16 protein-coding genes are annotated in these 19,419 nt (G+C 70.5%); 9 read left to right on the plus strand and 7 right to left on the minus strand.

Going from position 1 to position 19,419, the window contains the following annotated elements; all coding sequences use genetic code 11:
• Position 1: 1 nt before the first annotated feature.
• A complete protein-coding gene (locus tag OG490_RS19205; protein WP_330297521.1) occupies positions 2 to 511 on the minus strand; it encodes an LURP-one-related/scramblase family protein in 510 nt (169 codons plus the stop codon).
• Positions 512 to 543: 32 nt separating this feature from the next.
• Here OG490_RS19205 and OG490_RS19210 point away from each other — a divergent pair, with 32 nt between their 5' ends.
• Positions 544 to 1,350 (plus strand): hypothetical protein, encoded by an 807-nt coding sequence (locus OG490_RS19210; RefSeq protein ID WP_330297522.1) that lies wholly within the window; start codon positions 544 to 546, stop codon positions 1,348 to 1,350.
• 31 nt (positions 1,351 to 1,381) lie between these two features.
• On the opposite strand, the gene OG490_RS19215 is transcribed toward OG490_RS19210, so the two are convergent.
• Complete coding sequence (locus tag OG490_RS19215; protein WP_330297523.1) at positions 1,382 to 2,944, minus strand: hypothetical protein; 1,563 nt, start codon at positions 2,942 to 2,944, stop codon at positions 1,382 to 1,384.
• A 133-nt stretch (positions 2,945 to 3,077) separates the two neighbouring features.
• Here OG490_RS19215 and OG490_RS19220 point away from each other — a divergent pair, with 133 nt between their 5' ends.
• Complete coding sequence (locus OG490_RS19220; protein WP_330297524.1) at positions 3,078 to 4,928, plus strand: NHL domain-containing thioredoxin family protein; 1,851 nt, start codon at positions 3,078 to 3,080, stop codon at positions 4,926 to 4,928.
• Positions 4,929 to 5,009: 81 nt separating this feature from the next.
• On the opposite strand, the gene OG490_RS19225 is transcribed toward OG490_RS19220, so the two are convergent.
• Complete coding sequence (locus OG490_RS19225) at positions 5,010 to 6,305, minus strand: M18 family aminopeptidase (protein ID WP_330297525.1); 1,296 nt, start codon at positions 6,303 to 6,305, stop codon at positions 5,010 to 5,012.
• Between the two features lie 143 nt (positions 6,306 to 6,448).
• Here OG490_RS19225 and OG490_RS19230 point away from each other — a divergent pair, with 143 nt between their 5' ends.
• Positions 6,449 to 7,666, plus strand: coding sequence for an RNA-guided endonuclease InsQ/TnpB family protein (locus OG490_RS19230; protein ID WP_330297526.1), 1,218 nt, complete (start codon positions 6,449 to 6,451; stop codon positions 7,664 to 7,666).
• 129 nt (positions 7,667 to 7,795) lie between these two features.
• Here OG490_RS19230 and OG490_RS19235 read toward each other — a convergent pair whose 3' ends face one another.
• Complete coding sequence (locus OG490_RS19235; RefSeq protein ID WP_330297527.1) at positions 7,796 to 8,536, minus strand: hypothetical protein; 741 nt, start codon at positions 8,534 to 8,536, stop codon at positions 7,796 to 7,798.
• Between the two features lie 177 nt (positions 8,537 to 8,713).
• Positions 8,714 to 10,540: an acyl-CoA dehydrogenase gene (locus OG490_RS19240; RefSeq protein WP_330297528.1), complete on the minus strand. Its 1,827-nt coding sequence runs from the start codon at positions 10,538 to 10,540 to the stop codon at positions 8,714 to 8,716.
• A 263-nt stretch (positions 10,541 to 10,803) separates the two neighbouring features.
• On the opposite strand from OG490_RS19240, the gene OG490_RS19245 reads away from it, so the two are divergent.
• The 5 genes from OG490_RS19245 (at position 10,804) to OG490_RS19265 (ending at position 14,023) form a co-directional block, all read left to right on the plus strand.
• Positions 10,804 to 11,262 carry an SseB family protein gene (locus OG490_RS19245; protein ID WP_330297529.1) on the plus strand — a complete coding sequence of 153 codons (459 nt, stop codon included), beginning with the start codon at positions 10,804 to 10,806 and terminating at the stop codon, positions 11,260 to 11,262.
• A gap of 23 nt (positions 11,263 to 11,285) precedes the next feature.
• Positions 11,286 to 12,245, plus strand: coding sequence for an ArsR/SmtB family transcription factor (locus tag OG490_RS19250; protein WP_330297530.1), 960 nt, complete (start codon positions 11,286 to 11,288; stop codon positions 12,243 to 12,245).
• Between the two features lie 104 nt (positions 12,246 to 12,349).
• A complete protein-coding gene (locus OG490_RS19255) occupies positions 12,350 to 12,715 on the plus strand; it encodes a hypothetical protein (RefSeq protein ID WP_330297531.1) in 366 nt (121 codons plus the stop codon).
• 55 nt (positions 12,716 to 12,770) lie between these two features.
• Entirely contained in the window at positions 12,771 to 12,935 is a 165-nt protein-coding gene (locus tag OG490_RS19260; RefSeq protein ID WP_330297532.1) for a hypothetical protein, read from the plus strand.
• A 122-nt stretch (positions 12,936 to 13,057) separates the two neighbouring features.
• On the plus strand, positions 13,058 to 14,023 hold the full coding sequence (locus OG490_RS19265) for a pirin family protein (RefSeq protein ID WP_330297533.1): 966 nt from the start codon (positions 13,058 to 13,060) through the stop codon (positions 14,021 to 14,023).
• Positions 14,024 to 14,044: 21 nt separating this feature from the next.
• Here OG490_RS19265 and OG490_RS19270 read toward each other — a convergent pair whose 3' ends face one another.
• Positions 14,045 to 15,118 carry an AI-2E family transporter gene (locus OG490_RS19270; RefSeq protein WP_330297534.1) on the minus strand — a complete coding sequence of 358 codons (1,074 nt, stop codon included), beginning with the start codon at positions 15,116 to 15,118 and terminating at the stop codon, positions 14,045 to 14,047.
• Between the two features lie 85 nt (positions 15,119 to 15,203).
• Positions 15,204 to 17,375 (minus strand): SpoIIE family protein phosphatase, encoded by a 2,172-nt coding sequence (locus OG490_RS19275; RefSeq protein ID WP_330297535.1) that lies wholly within the window; start codon positions 17,373 to 17,375, stop codon positions 15,204 to 15,206.
• A 148-nt stretch (positions 17,376 to 17,523) separates the two neighbouring features.
• Between OG490_RS19275 and aspS the strand changes: the two genes are divergently transcribed.
• Positions 17,524 to 19,329 (plus strand): aspartate--tRNA ligase, encoded by a 1,806-nt coding sequence (aspS, locus tag OG490_RS19280; protein ID WP_330297536.1) that lies wholly within the window; start codon positions 17,524 to 17,526, stop codon positions 19,327 to 19,329.
• Positions 19,330 to 19,419: the final 90 nt, after the last annotated feature.

Genomic DNA, 19,419 nt, shown 5'->3' on the forward strand with positions numbered 1-19,419 from the left:
CTCAGTCTTCGCCGCCGCCGTCGCCCTCGCGCTCCTTTTCGGCCATCCGGATCACGCACACGGCGACGGCGATCAGCAGGGCCGCGTCCGCGTCCTCCCGGATCACGTCGACCGCGTAGGTCTCGCGGACCCGGTACCACTGGCGGGAGATCAGGGCGAGCAGCTCCCCCTCGTACTCGACCTTGAACTCCCGGTCCAGGATCCGGCCGCTGATGTCCAGCTCGGTGCCCTCGTTGAGGGTCACGAGGTAGTGGTTGCGCAGCAGCGAGAACCGCTTCCGGCGAATCACCGCGAGCCGCCGGTCGTCCCTCTCCAGGGTCATCGCGTCGCGGAAGGAGAACCACTTCTCCCGCAGCGTGATCAGGGTCTGCCCGTCGGGGTCCTTCAGCTCCAGGGTGTCGCGCAGCCGCAGGGCCTTGCCGTCGACGAGGAAGGCGTGGCGGCCGTCCTCGTCCTCGATCCAGTAGTCGTCGCCGAGGGCCAACACTTTGTCCCGTACGAGGTATTTCATGCGCTCATCGCTGCCCGCGATAGGTTCCCGTCATGCCTCTCCTCTACGTGACCGATCTGGCGTACCCGGCGCGCGGCCGCCGCTACGGCGACGAGGACGTCTTCCTCACCTCGCGGCTGCGCGAGCACTTCCCGCTGGCCCTGTGCCATCCGCTGGACGCGCAGGCCTTGATGCCGGCGGGCTTCGACGCCGTCGTGATCCGCAACAGCGGCCCGGTCCTGCACTACCAGCAGGCCTACGATTCCTTCCGCGCGGCCGCCCTCGCCGCCGGCACCCCCGTCTACAACCCCCTCACCGGCCGGGGCGACATGGCGGGCAAGCAGTACCTCCTGGACCTCACGGCGTCCGGCCACCCCGTCATCCCGACCGTCGACGACCCGGCGGACCTCGCCCTGCTCCCGCCCGCGGCCTCGTACGCGGTGAAGCCGAAGCAGGGCGCCGACTCGATAGGCCTCACCTTCACCCCGCACCCGGACTGCGCACCGGGGGAGTTCCTGATCCAGCCGCGCATCGACTTCGCGTACGAGGTGTCCTTCTACTTCGTCGACGACTCCTTCCAGTACGCCCTGTACGCCCCCGACCCGGCCCGCCGCTGGGAGCTCGTCCCCTACGAGCCCACCCCCGCGGACCTGGCCTTCGCCCGCGGCTTCATCGACTGGAACACCCTCGACCACGGCATCCAGCGCGTGGACGCCTGCCGCGCCCCCTCGGGCGAGCTCCTCCTGGTGGAGCTGGAGGACCTCAACCCGTACCTCTCCTTGGACCTCCTCCCGCCCCCGGTCCGCGAATCCTTCGTGACGGCCCTGGTGGCCTCCCTGAAATCCTTCGTCCACGGCTGACGCGGGCCCGGCAGGATCCGGAAGAGACGGTCTAGCCGCCCTTCAGGCGCCGGGTGATTTCTTCGGAGAGCCGTTTTTGCAGCTCGGCCAGTTGGTCGGGGGTGTAGCCGGTGAGGTCTCCGGCGGCGGGGCCGCCCGGGTTCTGGTCCTTCTGTTTCTGTTTCTCCTGCTCCCTGCGCTGGAGTTCCTTCTCCTCCGGTGAGCCGGGAGCCGCGTAGGCGCAGCGGATGAGCTCGCCGTTGGCGTCCTTGAGGCAGGTCGCGTCGCGGCCGTCCACCTGGCCGCGGCCCTCCACCCGGTAGCGGACGTTCTGTTCGCTGCCGATGGTGGAGGTCCAGTTGCTGCCGCCGGTGGGTATGACCTCGAAGACCTGGTCGTCGTTGTAGCAGCAGACGTCCCGGTACTCGGCCTTGATCAGCGCGACGAGCGCCTTCGGCGAGGACCACACCGGATCGAGCCGGTGGATGGTCATCGGGGCGAGGCCGCCGCCGCTCTGGCGGGCCGGCACGGTCGACACGGCCACGACCGAGCTGGCCTCCCCCTGCGGGGTCAGCGGGGTCACGTACGCGCTGCGCCCGCTGCCGTCGCGGTACTGGAGGGTGAAATCGGCCTCGTTGCCCGCGTTGGTGCCGTCCTCGGAGGCGTCCCAGCCGCCGCGGTCGGCCCACCAGTCCGCGAAGCTGCCGACCGCGGTGGTCGCCTCGCGCTGGCGGCTCGCGAGGCTCAGCGGATAGGTCGGGCCGGGCACGCCGGCGGTGTTGGTGGCGATCTTTACCTCGCCGGTCCGCCCGTTGTAGAGCGCGACCCCGGCGGGCCGTTCGGTCACCACCAGGAACCCGGTCTGCCGCTTGAGGGGGACGACCACGGTCGGGGTCTCGCCGTCGCAGACCACGTAGACGTCCCCGGCGGAGAAGCGCACCCCGCGCTGCTTGGCCGAGATCTTGCGGCCCAGGTTGTGCGAGAACCAGCCGCTGATCCGCGCGTCCGCCTGCTCGGTGTCGAAGGAACACCGCTGCTGGGTCCGGCTGTTGGTGCCCAGCGGGACGTACTGGACGAGCGCGGTCTCGTACCCGGACAGCCACCCGCGCCGCTCGACCAGCGTCGCGAACCGGTCCGAGTCGGGCAGGTACGTCACGTCGGAGATCTCCCCGGTGACATCGCCCAGGTGGGGCGCGGACTGCGCCTTGCCGACCAGGTACGGGGCCCGGGGCGTCATCTCGGGCACGGCCTCGGTCACCACCTGCACGCCGTGCATGTACGCGCGGTCCTGGAGGTACGAGCCGTACACCAGCCACCAGATCGCGAGCGCCAGCCCGGCCACTCCGACCACGCATCCGAGCCCCGCCACCCAGTCCGCGACCTCCGAGCCCCCGCCCGGCTTCGCATCGCGTGTGCGCCACCGCCGGACCGCCTTCACCAGTGCCCACGGCACCCCGATGGCCGCCGCGAGCAGCAGGGGCGCCGCCAGCCAGGCCACGAGCTTGCGCAGCTCCCACACCAGGATGGTGGTGTAGTACGACCCGTACCAGAGCGCCAGCCCCAGCACCGCCGCCGCCAGCACCGCCGGTAATGCCGCCCGCAGCTTCTGCCCCATAGGTCCCCCGCCCCCAACGCCCAGGCGCCCCCGGCGCCGGCCTGCCCGAGGTGTACCCCGAGCCGGGGCGGCTCAGTCCCGGGGCGGCTCGGTCCCCGGCGGAGCGGCGGAGGCGGGGTGGCACCCTTGGTGCATGAATTCTGCCGCGTCCGCACCCCGTCGCGCCCGAGTCCGTGCCCCCGAGCTGATCGGCAAGGGCGGCTGGCTCAACACCGGCGGTAAGCCGTATACCCTCGCCGACCTGCGAGGACGGATCGTCATTCTCGATTTTTGGACCTTCTGCTGTGTGAATTGCCTGCACGTCCTCGACGAGTTGCGCGAGCTCGAGGAGAAGCACCGCGACACCGTCGTGATCATCGGTGTGCACTCGCCGAAGTTCGTCCACGAGGCCGAGCACGCCGCCGTCGTCGATGCCGTCGAGCGGTACGAGGTGCACCACCCCGTGCTCGACGACCCCGAGCTGGCGACCTGGAAGCAGTACGCCGTCCGCGCGTGGCCCACGCTCGTCGTGATCGACCCCGAGGGGTACGTCGTCGCGCAGCACGCCGGTGAGGGGCACGCGCACGCCATCGAGCGGCTCGTCGAGGAGCTGGAGGCGGAGCACGAGGCCAAGGGGACCCTGCGGCGCGGTGACGGGCCGTACGTGGCTCCCGAGCCGGTGGCGGGCGATCTGCGGTTCCCCGGGAAGGCGCTCGTGCTGCCCTCCGGGAACCTCCTGGTCTCCGACTCGACGCGGCACCAGCTGGTGGAGCTGGCCGCCGACGGGGAGAGCGTCGTACGGCGCATCGGCAGCGGGCAGCGCGGCTTTACCGACGGGAGCGCCACGGATGGGAGCTTCAGCGAGCCCCAGGGGCTGGCGCTGCTGCCCGACGGGTCCGTGGTCGTCGCCGACACCGTGAACCACGCCCTGCGCCGGTTCGACCCCGCCACCGGCGCCGTCGAGACCGTCGCCGGGACCGGCCGCCAGTGGTGGCAGGGGTCCCCGACCTCCGGGCCGGCCCTGGAGGTGGACCTGTCGTCGCCGTGGGACGTGGCCTGGTGGCGGGGGCGGGTGTGGATCGCCATGGCCGGCGTCCACCAGCTGTGGACCTGGGACCCGGAGAGCGGCACCGTCGCCCTGGCCGCCGGGACCACCAACGAGGGCCTGCACGACGGGCCGGCCGCCGAGGCCTGGTTCGCCCAGCCCTCCGGCCTCGCGGCCACCGAGGACCGGCTGTGGATCGCCGACTCCGAGACCAGCGCCCTGCGGTACGTGCACCAGGAGGGTGAGGGGGACGAGGGCTACGCGATCACCACCGCCGTCGGCACCGGACTCTTCGACTTCGGGCACCGCGACGGCGACGCCGCCCAGGCGCTGCTCCAGCACCCGCTCGGCGTCACCGCCCTGCCCGACGGCTCGGTCGCGGTGTGCGACACGTACAACCACGCCCTGCGGCGCTACGACCCCGCCACCGGCCAGGTCACCACCCTCGCCACCGATCTGCGCGAGCCCAGCGACGCCGTGCTCGTCGGCGAGGACATCGTGGTCGTCGAGTCCGCCCGGCACCGGCTGACCCGGCTTCGGCTCCCGGAGGAGGCGGTACGGGTGGACGCGGTCGCCCACCGTACGCAGCGGGCCGCGACCGAGGTGGCCCCCGGCACGCTCCGCCTCGACGTCGTCTTCCAGGCCCCGGCCGGCCAGAAGCTCGACACCCGCTACGGGCCCTCCACCCGCCTGCTGGTCTCCTCGACCCCGCCCGAGCTGCTGGTGTCCGGGGACGGGGCCGGGACCGACCTGTTCCGGGAGCTCGGGCTCAACCCGGAGCTCACCGAAGGCGTCCTGCACGTCTCGGCGATGGCCGCCTCCTGCGACGACGACCCGGCCAACGAATACCCGGCCTGCCACGTCCACCAGCAGGACTGGGGGGTACCGCTCCGCGTCACCGCCGGGGGCACGAGCCGTCTGCCCCTGGTCCTGGCGGGGATGGACGAAGACGCGTCGTAGGGCGGGGAACGGCCGAAAGCCCGCACCTCCCGCCGCATTGCGGCAGACGGTGCGGGCTTTCGGCCGTCCGACCGGTAGGCCTCAGCTCTCGAGGAACGCCACGAGGGTGTTCGCCAGGAGGTACGGGTCGTCCGCGCCGCACAGTTCGCGGGCGCTGTGCATCGAGAGGATGGCCACGCCGATGTCGACGGTGTGGATGCCGTGGCGGGCGGCCGTGATCGGGCCGATCGTCGTGCCGCAGGGCATCGAGTTGTTGGAGACGAAGGTCTGCCACGGCACGCCGGCCCGCTCGCAGGCGGCCACGAACACCGCGCGCCCGCTGCCGTCGGTCGCGTAGCGCTGGTTGACGTTGACCTTGAGGATCGGGCCGCCGTTGGCGCGCGGGTGGTGCGAGGGGTCGTGCCGCTCCGCGTAGTTGGGGTGCACGGCGTGGCCGGTGTCGGAGGAGAGGCAGATGCTGCCGGCGAAGGCCCGCGCGCGGTCCTCGTAGGAGCCGCCGCGCGAGAAGACTGAACGTTCCAGCACGTTGCCCAGCAGCGGTCCGTCCGCGCCGGTGTCCGACTGCGAGCCGTTCTCCTCGTGGTCGAAGGCGGCCAGTACGGGGATGTACGCGAGGTTCTCCGCCGTGGAGGCCGCGGCCAGTGCCGCGACGCCCGCGTGCACGGAGAGCAGGTTGTCCATGCGCGGGCCGGCCAGCAGCTCGCGGTCGCGGCCCAGGTAGGCGGGCGGCTCGATCGAATGGACCATCAGGTCCCAGCCCGCCACGGAGCCGCGGGGCAGGTCCTCTTCCTCTTCGAGGAAGGCGATCAGGTCGCCCTCGTGGACCTCGCCCAGACCCCAGATCGGCTGCATGTGCCGCTGCTTGTCGAGCTTGAGGCCGTCGGTGTTCACCGACCGGTCGAGGTGGACGGCGAGTTGCGGTACGCGCATCAGCGCGCGGTCGATGTTGACGAGCCGTTCGGTGCCGTCGCGCAGGGTCAGCCGGCCGGCCAGGCCCAGGTCGCGGTCGAGCCAGGTGTTGAGGAGGGTGCCGCCGTAGATCTCCACGGCGATCTGCCGCCAGCCCTGCGAGCCGGTGTCGGGCAGCGGCTTGACGCGGAGGTTGGGGGAGTCGGTGTGGGCGCCGACGATGCGGAACGGCGTGTGCGCGGCCGCGCCTTCGGGCACGTACCAGGCGATGATCGCGCCCCCGCGGGTCACGAACTTGCCTCCCGTGCTCGCGTCCCATGCGTCCGTTTCCGCCAACTGCCTGAATCCGGCCTTCTCCAGTCGCTCCGCCGCGTTGGCCACGGCGTGGTACTGCGACGGACTGGCCGTCAAGAAGGTCATCAGGTCGTCGGTGTGGCCGCGGTCGAAGCGGGCGGCGGGAGAGCTCATCTTTTTTCCCTTGTGTGGAAGGCCCCGGCTTCAGCCGGGGGAGGAGTTACCCCGACTCGGAGCCTCGCTGCGGCGGAGTGCCGCTGCGTGAGGCTGTGACCTGTGCTTGTGTTCGGATCGTGAGTGCCCCTAGCGTCCGGGGCGTGGAGATTCCTTCCGTGAAGCGGTCGTTCAAGTACCGCTTCTATCCGACGACCGCGCAGGCTGGGGAGCTGTCGCGGACGTTCGGGTGTGTGCGGAAGGTCTACAACCTTGCGCTCGCAGCTCGCTCCGAGGCCTGGACCGTGAGCCGGGAGCGGGTGGGCTACGGGCAGACTTCGGCCATGCTCACGGCGTGGAAGAAAACCGAGGAGCTGGCCTTCTTGGCAGAGGTGTCCTCGGTCCCGTTGCAGCAGGTATTGCGGCACCTGCAGTCGGCGTTCGTGGCGTTCTGGGGAAAGCGATCGCAGTACCCGCGCTTCAAGTCGAAGCGGAAGTCGCGGGCGTCGGCCGAGTACACCCGTACCGGGTTCCGCTACGTGGAGGGCCGGTTGACGCTGGCGAAGATGATCGAGCCCTTGGACATCGTGTGGTCTCGTCCCCTGCCGAAGGGGATGGATCCGTCCACGGTCACGGTCTCGTGCGACTCTGCCGGGCGCTGGTATGTCTCGCTGCTGTGCGAGGACACTCCGGCCCCCTTGCCCGCCACCACGAACGCCCTCGGTATCGACGCCGGACTGACGGCCCTGCTCACGCTGTCCACCGGCGAGAAGATCCCCAACCTCCGCCACGAACGGAAGTCCCGCGAGCATCTGGCCCGCGCGCAGCGCGCGCTGTCGCGGAAGGAGAAGGGCAGCAAGAACCGGGCCAAGGCCCGCACCCGGGTAGCTCGGATTCATGCCAGGATCGCCGACCAGCGCCGCGATCATTTGCACAAACTGACGACTCGACTCGTGCGCGAAAACCAAACGCTCGTGATCGAGGACCTGACCGTCACCAACATGCTCAGGAACCACAAGCTGGCCCGCGCGATCAGCGACGCCGCCTGGCGCGAACTGCGGTCGATGCTGGAGTACAAGACGGCCTGGTACGGGCGTCAGCTGATCACGGTGGACCGGTGGTTCCCCAGCACCAAGCTGTGCTCGGCCTGCGGGGCCATCGCCGAAGTGCTGCCTCTGGACGTCCGTGAGTGGACGTGTGAAAAGTGCGGGATGGCCCATGACCGGGATGGGAACGCCGCGATGAATCTTCTGGCCGCCGGGCTGGCGGTTACTGCCTGTGGAGCGGGTGTCAGACCTCATCGGGAGTCCTCCTCTCGGTCGGGGCGGTCCGTGGTGAAGCAGGAAAACCCACCTGTGAGGGTGGGATTCTCCTCCCGCTAGGGAGGAGAGGAAGCCAAGTGGTTCACCTTAACGACGGTTGTGTTTGCCATGCACGGACCGCGGTGGACAGTTGGAAGCTCTGGGGCCGCAGGGGGTGTAACGGGTTTATTGTGCGGTTCCGTTGCCTTTTCAGCCCGGCGGACGCTCGAAGCGGCGCTGCAGCTGTCTGCGCTCGCCCCGGCGGATGCGCGGGAGCATCTCCGGGGTCTGCGCGGAGCGCTGTGCGCGTCTTTTGCGTCCGGCGCAGAAGATACAGGCCTCTCCGGGAGGCGCGTCGGGGTCGATGGGTGCTCCGGGGTGTTCGGAGCACCCGGAGGCGTTGCGGGGGCGGGAGAGTTCGCGGGCCACGATGAAGGCGCGGTGCAGGTCGTCGGCCATCGCGACGAAGTCCTCGGGGGGCGAGGACAGGCTCAGGTGGAACCGCCGCTCCTCGACCGTGCGCAGAGCGCCGAGCAGGGCGTCCATGTTGTACGGGGGCTCGGGCACGGGGTAGCCCAGCCGGCGCTGTTCCCCGACGGGCGGGGCGGCGGAGGCCGCGCGGGCCCCCTGGGCGCGCAGTCCGAGGCGCCGCCGGTCGTTGCAGATCAGGCAGCGGCCCCAGCCGTCGGGCGCCTCGGGGTCGAGGGCGCCGTTGGGGTGTTCGGGGCAGCCCGTGTAGCTCTTGGCGGGGGCCAGCCCGGCGGCGGTCTGGAAGGCGGTGTAGAGGGCGTCGGCGACGGTTTCGTACTCGGTGGGGTGGGCGCCGTCGTAGAGCTCCCGGAGGTGGTCGCCGAGGCTGCCCACGGCCGCCTGCAGCTCCTTGAGGGCGTACGGCCGCCCGGTCGGGACGGAGTACCCCCTGCTGCCGCGCTGCTGCTCCTGTGGGCTCATACCTACGAGCGTCCCACGAAGCACCGACATCCCGGGAACCCCGCAGGTCCCGCCGGGGGTGGAGGGGGAGGTGCGGGGCCGAGCGTGCGCCGACGGCCGGGCCCCCGTGCGGGAGGGTCCGGCCGTCGGTGTGTCCGTACACCGCGTACGGGCAGGGGTGGGGAGGGTCCGGTGAGACTAGAAAGCGGCCTCGTCGAGCTCCATCAGGGTGTTGTCGACGGACTCGGCGAGCGCGCGGGCGACCGAGACGCCGGGCAGGATCTGGGAGGCGAAGAACTTCGCCGCCGCGATCTTGCCGGTGTAGAACGCCACGTCCTTCGCGGAGGCGGCCGGCAGCTTCTCGGCGGCCACGGCCGCGCCCTTGAGCAGCAGGTAGCCGACGACCACGTCGCCCGAGGCCATCAGCAGGCGGGTGGTGTTCTGGCCGACCTTGTAGATGTTCTTGACGTCCTCGCCGGTGGCGGTGAGGTCGACGATCATCTGGCCGACGATGGCCTCCAGGTCGACGGCGGCCTTGGCGAGCGCGTCGCGGGCCGGGGCCAGCTCCTCGCCGCCCACGCCCTCGGCGAGGAACTTCTTGATCGTCTCGGAGAGGACGTTCAGCGAAGCACCCTGGTCGCGGACGATCTTCCGGAAGAAGAAGTCCTGGCCCTGGATGGCCGTGGTGCCCTCGTAGAGGGTGTCGATCTTGGCGTCGCGGATGTACTGCTCGATCGGGTACTCCTGCAGGTAGCCGGAGCCGCCGAAGGTCTGCAGGGACTGGGCGAGCTGCTCGTAGGACTTCTCCGAGCCGTAGCCCTTCACGATCGGCAGCAGCAGGTCGTTGAGGCCGATCAGGGAGGAGGCGTCCTCGCCCGCGGCCTGCTTGATCTGGATCTCGTCCTGGATCGAGGCGGTGTACAGGACCAGGGCGCGCATGCCCTCGGCGTACGCCTTCTGCGTCATCAGCGAGCGGCGCACGTCGGGGTGGTGGGTGATGGTGACCTTGGGGGCCGCCTTGTCCATGAACTCGGCCAGGTCGGGGCCCTGCACGCGCTCCTTGGCGTACTCCAGCGCGTTCAGGTAGCCCGTCGAGAGCGTGGCGATGGCCTTCGTGCCGACCATCATCCGGGCGAACTCGATGATCATGAACATCTGGCGGATGCCGTCGTGCTTGTCACCGATCAGCCAGCCCTTGGCGGGGTGCTGGTCGCCGAAGGTCATCTCGCACGTGTTGGAGGCCTTGAGGCCCATCTTGTGCTCGACGTTCGTCGCGTAGACGCCGTTGCGCTCGCCCAGCTCGCCGGTCTCCCAGTCGAACTCGAACTTGGGCACCAGGAAGAGCGAGAGCCCCTTCGTGCCCGGGCCGTGGCCCTCGGGGCGCGCGAGGACGTAGTGGAGGATGTTCTCCTCCATGTCGTGCTCGCCGGAGGTGATGAAGCGCTTGACGCCCTCGATGTGCCAGGAGCCGTCGGCCTGCTCGATCGCCTTGGTGCGGCCGGCGCCGACGTCGGAGCCCGCGTCGGGCTCGGTCAGCACCATCGTGGAGCCCCAGCGCTTCTCGACGGCGATCTGTGCGACCTTCTTCTGCGCCTCGTTGCCCTCTTCGAAGAGGATGCCGGCGAACGCCGGGCCGGAGGAGTACATCCAGACGGCCGGGTTCGCGCCCAGGATGGTCTCGGCGAAGGCCCAGATGAGGGAGCGCGGCGAGGTGGTGCCGCCGATCTCCTCGGGCAGGCCCAGGCGCCAGTACTCGGAGTCCATGAAGGCCTGGTAGCTCTTCTTGAAGGACGCCGGGACGGGCGCGGTGTTGGTGGCCGGGTCGAAGACCGGCGGGTTGCGGTCGGCGTCCTCGAAGGAGGCGGCCAGCTCGTTCTCCGAGAGCTTGGTCATCTCGCTGAGGATGGTCTTGGCGGTGTCGGTGTCCATCTCGCCGAACGGGCCGGTGCCGTACAGCTTGTCGCGTCCGAGCACCTCGAAGAGGTTGAACTCGATGTCGCGGAGATTCGACTTGTAGTGCCCCATGGCGACGGCTCCGTTAAGGCTCGGTGAGACGGGTTCCTCGTACATACCAATCGGTAACGTAATGATGCTACCCGTCGGTAATAACGCGCAACCCCTAGCAGCTCGACTGTGACGACTCTCTCTGGAGTACCGGTAGCCCGCACCACACGGTTCTGCCGGATCCTCCGGGCCGGACGCCGGATCGAGGCCCCGTCGACGGGCTGAAGTCCCGCTGACCGGAACTCGACGTCCGGGCGGGCCACCGCCTCGGTAGGCTTCGGCCCATGTACGGCTACGACCAGAACCCGGGCGCCCAGCAGCAGTACGCCCCGCAGCAGCCCCAGCAGGGCTACGCGCAGCAGCCGCCGCTGTACCCGGAGCCGTCTCCACCCTCCCTCGCGGACGCGGTGCGCGCCTTCACGACCGGTTCGCTCTCCGCCGAGGACTTCCAGCAGATCTTCGCCACCTCGAAGGTCTACTGCCCGCGCGGCGACACCCCGGGATTCCTGGCGCTGCACAACACGCAGCAGCCGGTCATCCCCATGTTCACCACGCTCAAGGAGCTCCGCCGGTACGCCGGCAAGGAGTCCAAGTACTTCGTGATCACCGGCGCCGAGGTGATCGACCTGCTGCCCACCGGCTACGGCTTCGTCCTCGACATGGAGGGCGACCACCGGATGGTCTTCGACGCGAAGGCCGTCGAGCAGATGGTCGACTTCGCGATGCGCCGCATGTACGGCTAGAGGCCTCGGGCCGGGGGGCGGACATGCTGCGGGTGCACTTCACGGCCGAGGACCTCTTCAACGTCACCTTCGCGAGCGAACCGATGCCCCTGGTGGAGTTGTGCATGGCGCTCGTCGCCGCCCAGCGCACCGATGAGCAGGCGGTTTTCGGCCGCTGGCGCAGCCTCGTGGCCCGAGAGCTCCCCGGCCGGGCGCTGCCGTTGTTCGACCTGCTGCGCCCCGACGGCGACAATCCGGAGTTCGTCGAGCCCTGCTCGCGGAGCCTGGAGGAAGGGCTGGCCGACATACGCGGGTCCGCGCCGCTGCTGACCCCCGACATGTTCCACCGGGCCGCCGCCCGTGCCCCCGGCTCCGCGAGCTGGCTGCGCGCGCTGTGGGACCTGGACCGGGAGGCGTGGGACCAGCTGGATTCGGCGCTGCGGGTCTCGTACGAGGTGCTCGTCGCCCCGCACTGGGCGCGGATCCGGCAGTCCTTCCAGGCGGACGTCGCCTGGCGGACCCGGCTGCTCGCCGCCCACGGGATCAAGGCCTGCCTGGCCAGTACGCACCCGGCCGCCGACTGGTCGGGCACGGCCTTCGAGGTGGGCCGCCCGCCGGACTACGAGGTCCACCTGGGCGGACGCGGCCTGATCCTGATGCCCTCGCCGTTCTGGACGGGGCGCCCGCTGCTCGCCGGGCACCCGTCCGGGGCGCACCTGCTGCTGTACCCGGCGCTGACCCCGCTCCCGCTGTCCGTGCCGGGCCCGGCGGCCGGGGCGCTGGACGCGCTGCTCGGGCGGACCCGGGCGGCGGTGCTCCAGTCGCTGGTCCAGCAGCGCACGACCAGCGAGCTCGCCCGTGACCTGGGCATTTCCCTGCCTTCGGCGTCCGAGCACACCCGTACCCTGCGCGCGGCGGGCCTGATCACCACGGAACGCGACGGCAAGGCGGTCCTCCACTCGACGACCGCGCTGGGCGTGGACCTCCTTCACAGCGGCGGCTGACGGGCTTCCTTTCGGCGCTGCCCGAAAGGATCGCGGAGTCGCTCGCGAGTCCCGAACATCAGTGCTGCGGGGGGAATCCCGCTCCTATTCACAGGGGGACCGTGATGGCACGTATGTCCTTGCGCACGAAGCTCGCGTCAGTTGTGGCCACGGGGGTGATGGTGCTGGGTACGGGGGTCCTGGCGGCGACGCCCGCGCAGGCGGACTCGACCCAGTGCCCGGACGGGTACGCCTGCATCTACTGGGGCACCACCGCGGACAGCGGGATCCGGAACATGTGGGCGACCTACGGCGCCCACAAGCTCTACTTCTACAGCGGCAGGCACCTGGTCGACAACAACCAGACCGACGGGTGGAAGATCTGGCTGTGCCGGAACAACAACGGCACCAACTGTGACTACGCGGTGTATCAGGACCACACGGCGGTGATCGACATGACCCCGTTCAACTCGGTCTCGATCGAGCCCTGACCACGTGAACGAGCGGGGGGTCCCCCGTGATCGGTTCCGACACAAGGAGGAAGCAATGACTCGTACCACTTCCACCACGCGTACGCGGCTTCGCGTGAAGGCGGCCGCGGTGCTGGCCACGGTGGCTCTGGCCGTGGGCGTCGGCGCCCTGGCCGCGGCCCCGGCGCAGGCCGCTCCGGCCTCGCTGTGCCGGTACGCCGACCCGGCGTGCAACGGCTGACATCCAGAGGTATCAAGGAATCGGGACCCCGGGGGAATTACCCCGGGGTTCCTTCTGTTCTGTCGGGTGTGGCAGAAAGTTCGAGTTTCAACTAAACTCGGCGACAGAAGGAGGTCCTGACCATGCCTGCAGTGACTGTGGAGAACCCGTTGACGCTCCCGCGCGTCGCGGAGCCCGCCCAGGAGACGACGACCGCCCGCAAGGTGCTGGCCGTCACGACGGCCCCTGGTGGCTTCGAGGGTGAGGGGTTCCCGGTACGTCGCGCGTTCGCCGGGATCAACTACCAGTACCTCGACCCGTTCATCATGATGGACCAGATGGGCGAGGTGGAGTACGCGCCGGGCGAGCCCAAGGGCACCCCGTGGCACCCCCACCGCGGCTTCGAGACCGTCACGTACCTGATCGACGGAACCTTCGTCCACCAGGACAGCAACGGCGGCGGCGGAATCATCAACGGCGGCGACACCCAGTGGATGACCGCCGGCAGCGGCCTCCTGCACATCGAGGCCCCGCCGGAGTCCCTGGTCGTCAGCGGCGGGCTCTTCCACGGCCTCCAGCTGTGGGTGAACCTCCCGGCCTCCGACAAGATGATGCCCCCGCGCTACCAGGACATCGGCGGCGGCCAGGTCCAGCTGCTCTCCACCCCCGACGGCGGCGCCCTGCTCCGCGTGATCGCCGGGGACCTGGACGGCCACGAGGGCCCGGGCATCACCCACACCCCGATCACGATGATCCACGCGACGGTGACCCCGGGCGCGCAGATCACCCTCCCCTGGCGCGAGGACTTCAACGCCCTGGCCTACGTCATGGCCGGGCGCGGCTCGGTCGGCGAAGAGCGGCGGCCCGTCCACACCGGGCAGACCGCGGTCTTCGGCGAGGGCGGCTCGATCACCGTACGGGCGGACGAGGCCCAGGACTCCAACGCCCCGGCCCTGGAGATCGTCCTCCTCGGCGGCCGGCCGATCCGGGAACCGATGGCGCACTACGGCCCGTTCGTCATGAACAGCCAGCACGAACTCCAGCAGGCCTTCGACGACTTCCAGGCCGGCCGGCTGGGCCGCATCCCGACCACGGCCCGCACCCGCTAGGCGTCCGCCGCGGAACTCGACCTAGCCCCCCGTGGAACCTTCCGCGGGGGGCTGCGCAGCGTGGTCCGCGCGCGGGGCCCCGTAACGGGACCGCAGTTCCGAGAAGACTCCGAACGCGGCGGCCGTCAGGGGGACGGCGAGCAGCATGCCGAGGATGCCCGCGACGCTGGCGCCGGCGGTGATCGCCAGCATGACCACCGCCGGGTGCATCTGCACGGTCCGGCTCTGGATCATGGGCTGGAGCACGTGCCCCTCCAGCACCTGTACGGCCAGCACCACACCCAGCGCCCACAGCCCGATCACCCAGCCCCGGTCGGCGAAGGCGACGAGCACCGCCACGGCGCCGGAGATGAAGGCACCGAGGTACGGGATGTAGGCGCCGACGAAGACCAGGGCGCCGAGCCCCACCGCGCCGGGCACGCGCAGCACCAGCAGGCCGATGGTGATGCAGACGGCGTCGATCGCGGCGATGAAGGTGGTCCCGCGCATGAACCCTTCGACGGCCTGGAAGGCGCGGCGGGCCATCGCCTCCAGGGTGTCGGCGCGGGCGCCGGGCGCCAGCGAGCGCAGGGTGCCGACCGCGCGGTCGGAGTCGCGGAGGAAGAAGAAGATCAGCAGCAGCGCCAGGATCGCGGTGGCGATCATCTCGCCGACCACGCTGATCCCGGTGATCACCCCGGAGGCGGCCGTGCCGCCGAACTTCGCCAGCAGGTCCTTGGCGTTGATCGCGAGGTCCTCCAGCGAGGTCCCGGCGGCGCCGAAGTGCTTGGCGAGGTCCGCGCCGGCCTGCTTGAGGGAGGCGATGATCTGGTCGCCGGTCTCGATGAGCGCGAGCACGACCACGTACATGGCCCCGCCGACCACGCCGATCACGGCGAGGCAGGTGATCCCGGCGGCCAGCGAGCGGTTGACCCCGATCCGGGTGAGCCGCTGGTGCAGGGGCCCCAGCAGGGCCGTCCCGAGCAGGGCGAGCAGTACGGGCGTCACGGCCGTCTTGAGGACGATGCACAGCCATACACCGAGGGCGGCCACACCCGCGACGGCGAGCGTGAACACGCACCACGCGAGGAGCCGCCGGGCGGGCTGGGGGAGCATTTGGGTCACCACCTCCGCATCCAAGCAGCCGCGGCACGCAGGCCCCGTACGCCATGCCGTCCGGGGCGGTGCCGGGCGGCGCGGACTAGGAGAGCGGGTCCGGCTTCGACCGTTCGTGGAGCTCGAACCAGGTGGACTTGCCCTCGCCGCGCGGGTCCACGCCCCAGACGTCCGCCAGCATCTCCATCAGCAGGACCCCGCGCCCGCTCGAGGCCATCTCCCCGGGCTGGCGCTTGTGCGGCAGTTCGTCGGAGGCGTCCGCCACCTCGATCCGCAGCCGGCGCGCGCCCAGCTCGCCCACCGCCTCGGCCATCAGCAGCGCGTCCCCGTCCGTGTGGACCAGTACGTTCGTCACCATCTCGGAGACCATCAGCACCGCCGAGTCCACCTGCTCCGCGTCCGCCCAGTCGTGCAGCAGCTCCCGGATCTGGCGGCGGACCCCGGAGACCCGCTCCGGCTCGGCCTGGGCGACCGTCAGCATCGTGCGCCGGGCCGGGCGGCCCGGGTGCAGCAGCGGCGTGTCGCAGCCGCAGCCCGCGCCCTCGCGGCAGAGCAGGACCACGGCGATGTCGTCCTCGCGCCGGTCCGCCAGGGGGCCCGTGGTGTGGTGCGAGGAGGGTCCGTGCACGGCCTGGACCAGCAGGTCCGCCATGCGCTCCAGGTGCCGGGGCTCCAGGCTCTGCGCGTCGTGGGTCTCCGACTCCAGGATGGCCCGCAGCCGCGCCCAGCCCGTGTCGAGGTCGTGCCCGCCCGTTTCGATGAGCCCGTCGGTGCACAGCATCATCGTCTCGCCGGGTTCCAGGGTGAACCGGGTCGTCGGGTAGTCGGTGTCCGGGACGATGCCGAGCGGCAGCCCGCCCGCCGTGGGCCGCATCAGGACCGTGCCGTCGGTCATCCGGATCGCCGGGTCGGGGTGCCCGGCGCGGGCCACCTCCAGCAGGCCGGTCTGCGGATCGCACTCCACGTACAGGCAGGTCGCGAAGCGCGGGCTCTGGAAGTCGGGGTCCTCCTCGGACTCGCCCTCCCGCTCCTGCGAGGAGCACAGCCCCGCCAGGAACCGCGAGGCCCGCGAGAGCACCGCGTCGGGCCGGTGGCCCTCGGAGGCGTACGCGCGCACCGCGATCCGCAGCTGGCCCATCAGCCCGGCCGCCCGTACGTCGTGGCCCTGGACATCGCCGATGACCAGCGCGAACCGTCCCGAGGGCAGCGGGATCATGTCGTACCAGTCGCCGCCGACCTGGAGCCCGCCGCCGGTCGGCACATAGCGCGCGGCGATGGCCATGCCGGGGATCTCGGGGCCGAGCTGGGGCATCATCGACCGCTGCAGGCCGGTGGTGAGCTCCCGCTCGGACTCGGCGACTCCGGCGCGCTGGAGCGCCTGCGCGAGCATCCGGGCCACGGTGGTCAGGACGGAGCGCTCATCGGGGGAGAAGGACACCGGGTGCTTGAAGGCGGCCATCCAGGCGCCCATGGTCCGGCCGGCCACCACCAGCGGCAGGAACGCCCAGGAGATCCGGCCGAAGCGCTGCGCGAGCGGCCAGGTGGCCGGGAAGCGCCGCTTGTAGTCCTCGGAGCTGGGCAGGTAGATCGCCCGCCCGGTACGGACCACCTCCGCGGCCGGGTAGTCGGTGTCCACCGGCATGTCCGCGAAGGGGCTCTCGTCCCCGGGATCGTGCCCGTGGTGGCCGATGATCGACAGCCGGCTGCCGGCCACGCCGAAGACGGCCAGCCCGTCGGGTATGAATCCGGGCATCGAGAGCGAGGCCGCCACCCGCAGCACCTCGGCGGTGGAACGGGCCTCCGCCAGCGCCCGCCCCGCGTCCAGCAGGAAGGCCTCGCGCGAGCGGCGCCAGTCCCCGGTGATCGGGGTGTGCACGGCGGTGGTGCCGGGCTGCGCCTCGGCGATCTCCTGGATGGTGCCGATCAGCTCGTAGTCGAGCCGGCCGTCCGCGGTCCGGTTCTCCAGCGGCTTCGAGCGGCTGCGCACGGTGCGCAGCACGCGCCCGTCCTCGTCCATGATCCGCAACCGGGCCTCGGCGAGGGTGCCTTCGGCGACCGCCAGGTTCACGATGCCGTTGATCTCGTTCCAGTCCACCGGGTGGAAGCGGGAGCGCACGGCGACCTCGGGCAGGTCCACCGGCTCGGCGGGCAGCCCGAGCAGCCGGGCGGCCTCGCTGTCGAGGGTGACCGTCCCGGAGGCGTTGTCCCATCGCCACAAACCGGTCGCGATGGCGGCCAGGACGTCCTCTGTGCGCACGTGGTCATCTTTACAGGTCGTACGCCTGACGTGCCTGTTCACCGCCCGTGTCCGGCGTCCTCTCGGGCGCGCCCGCACGGCACCCGGCCCGGACGGTAACCTTGGGACGGTTGAATCCACCCTGGTATCGCGTAGAACTGGATGACTGATGCATCGGTACAGGTCCCACACGTGCGGCGAGCTCCGTGCCTCCGACGTCGCTTCCGACGTCCGGCTGAGCGGCTGGCTGCACAACCGTCGAGACCTGGGCGGCATCCTCTTCATCGATCTGCGTGACCACTACGGCATCACGCAGCTCGTGGCCCGTCCCGGCACCGCCGCGAACGAGGCGCTGAGCACGGTCACCAAGGAGACCGTCGTCCGCATCGACGGCAAGGTCGTCTCCCGCGGCGCGGACAACGTCAACCCGGAGCTGTCCACCGGCGAGATCGAGATCGAGGTCACCGACGTCGAGATCCTCGGCGCTTCGGCCCCGCTGCCCTTCACCATCAACACCGACGACGGTGTGAACGAGGAGCGGCGCCTGGAGTACCGCTTCCTCGACCTGCGCCGCGAGCGCATGCACCGCAACATCATGCTGCGCTCGGCCGTCATCGCGTCGATCCGCTCCAAGATGGTGGCCCTCGGCTTCAACGAGATGGCGACCCCGATCCTCACCGCGACCTCCCCCGAGGGCGCCCGTGACTTCGTGGTCCCGTCCCGCCTGAACCCGGGCAAGTTCTACGCGCTGCCGCAGGCGCCGCAGCAGTTCAAGCAGCTGCTGATGATCTCCGGCTTCGACCGGTACTTCCAGATCGCGCCCTGCTTCCGCGACGAGGACGCCCGCGCGGACCGCTCGCCGGGCGAGTTCTACCAGCTCGACGTCGAGATGTCCTTCGTCGAGCAGGAGGACGTCTTCCAGCCCATCGAGCGGCTGATGACGGAGATCTTCACCGAGTTCGGCAACGGCCGCGAGGTCACCTCCCCCTTCCCGCGGATCCCGTTCCGCGAGTCGATGCTGAAGTACGGCAACGACAAGCCCGACCTGCGCTCCAAGCTGGAGCTCGTCGACATCACCGACGTGTTCGAGGGCTCGGAGTTCAAGGCGTTCGCCGGCAAGCACGTGCGCGCCCTGGCCGTCCCGGACACCGCCGCGCAGCCCCGCAAGTTCTTCGACGGCCTCGGCGAGTACGCGATCTCGCTGGGCGCCAAGGGCCTGGCCTGGGTCCGCGTGGGCGAGGACGGCGGCCTGACCGGCCCGATCGCCAAGTTCCTCACCGAGGAGAACGTCAAGGTCCTCACCGAGCGTCTGGGCCTCGCGGCCGGTCACGCGGTGTTCTTCGGCGCGGGCGAGTTCGCCGAGGTCTCCAAGATCATGTCGGGCGTGCGCGTCGAGGCCGCCAAGCGCGCCGGCCAGTTCGAGGAGAACGTCTTCCGGTTCTGCTGGATCGTCGACTTCCCGATGTACGAGGCGGACGAGGAGACCGGCAAGATCGACTTCTCCCACAACCCGTTCTCCATGCCGCAGGGCGGCATGAAGGACCTGGAGGAGAAGGACCCGCTCGACATCCTGGCGTGGCAGTACGACATCGTCTGCAACGGCATCGAGCTGTCCTCCGGCGCCATCCGCAACCACGAGCCCGAGGTCATGCTGAAGGCCTTCGAGATCGCCGGTTACGAGGCCGAGACCGTCGAGCGCGAGTTCGCGGGCATGCTCCGCGCCTTCCGCCTCGGCGCCCCGCCGCACGGTGGCATCGCCCCGGGCGTGGACCGCATCGTGATGCTGCTGGCCGACGAGCCCAACATCCGCGAGACCATCGCCTTCCCGCTCAACGGCAACGCCCAGGACCTGATGATGGGTGCCCCCACCATCCTGGAGGAGTCCCGCCTGCGCGAGCTGAACATCGCCCTGCGCAAGCCGGTGGAGACCAAGACCACCGAGCCGGTCGAGAAGTCGGTCAAGCCGCACCAGTAGGCCGGCCCGGCCCGGCCGGGCCGTCCGTGCACGCGGGAAGGGCCCGGGATCCTTGGGGATCCCGGGCCCTTCTGCGTGTGCGGGTGCGTC

This window comes from Streptomyces sp. NBC_00503, from assembly GCF_036346895.1.
Lineage (GTDB): Bacteria > Actinomycetota > Actinomycetes > Streptomycetales > Streptomycetaceae > Streptomyces.

Excerpts from the sequence above, each read along its gene's own strand:
- OG490_RS19205 (WP_330297521.1), bottom strand. The coding sequence starts at position 511 with ATGAAATACCTCGTACGGGACAAAGTGTTGGCCCTCGGCGACGACTAC.
- OG490_RS19210 (WP_330297522.1), top strand. The coding sequence starts at position 544 with ATGCCTCTCCTCTACGTGACCGATCTGGCGTACCCGGCGCGCGGCCGC.
- OG490_RS19215 (WP_330297523.1), bottom strand. The coding sequence starts at position 2,944 with ATGGGGCAGAAGCTGCGGGCGGCATTACCGGCGGTGCTGGCGGCGGCG.
- OG490_RS19220 (WP_330297524.1), top strand. The coding sequence starts at position 3,078 with ATGAATTCTGCCGCGTCCGCACCCCGTCGCGCCCGAGTCCGTGCCCCC.
- OG490_RS19225 (WP_330297525.1), bottom strand. The coding sequence starts at position 6,305 with ATGAGCTCTCCCGCCGCCCGCTTCGACCGCGGCCACACCGACGACCTG.
- OG490_RS19235 (WP_330297527.1), bottom strand. The coding sequence starts at position 8,536 with ATGAGCCCACAGGAGCAGCAGCGCGGCAGCAGGGGGTACTCCGTCCCG.
- OG490_RS19240 (WP_330297528.1), bottom strand. The coding sequence starts at position 10,540 with ATGGGGCACTACAAGTCGAATCTCCGCGACATCGAGTTCAACCTCTTC.
- OG490_RS19245 (WP_330297529.1), top strand. The coding sequence starts at position 10,804 with ATGTACGGCTACGACCAGAACCCGGGCGCCCAGCAGCAGTACGCCCCG.
- OG490_RS19250 (WP_330297530.1), top strand. The coding sequence starts at position 11,286 with ATGCTGCGGGTGCACTTCACGGCCGAGGACCTCTTCAACGTCACCTTC.
- OG490_RS19255 (WP_330297531.1), top strand. The coding sequence starts at position 12,350 with ATGGCACGTATGTCCTTGCGCACGAAGCTCGCGTCAGTTGTGGCCACG.
- OG490_RS19260 (WP_330297532.1), top strand. The coding sequence starts at position 12,771 with ATGACTCGTACCACTTCCACCACGCGTACGCGGCTTCGCGTGAAGGCG.
- OG490_RS19265 (WP_330297533.1), top strand. The coding sequence starts at position 13,058 with ATGCCTGCAGTGACTGTGGAGAACCCGTTGACGCTCCCGCGCGTCGCG.
- OG490_RS19270 (WP_330297534.1), bottom strand. The coding sequence starts at position 15,118 with ATGCTCCCCCAGCCCGCCCGGCGGCTCCTCGCGTGGTGCGTGTTCACG.
- aspS (WP_330297536.1), top strand. The coding sequence starts at position 17,524 with ATGCATCGGTACAGGTCCCACACGTGCGGCGAGCTCCGTGCCTCCGAC.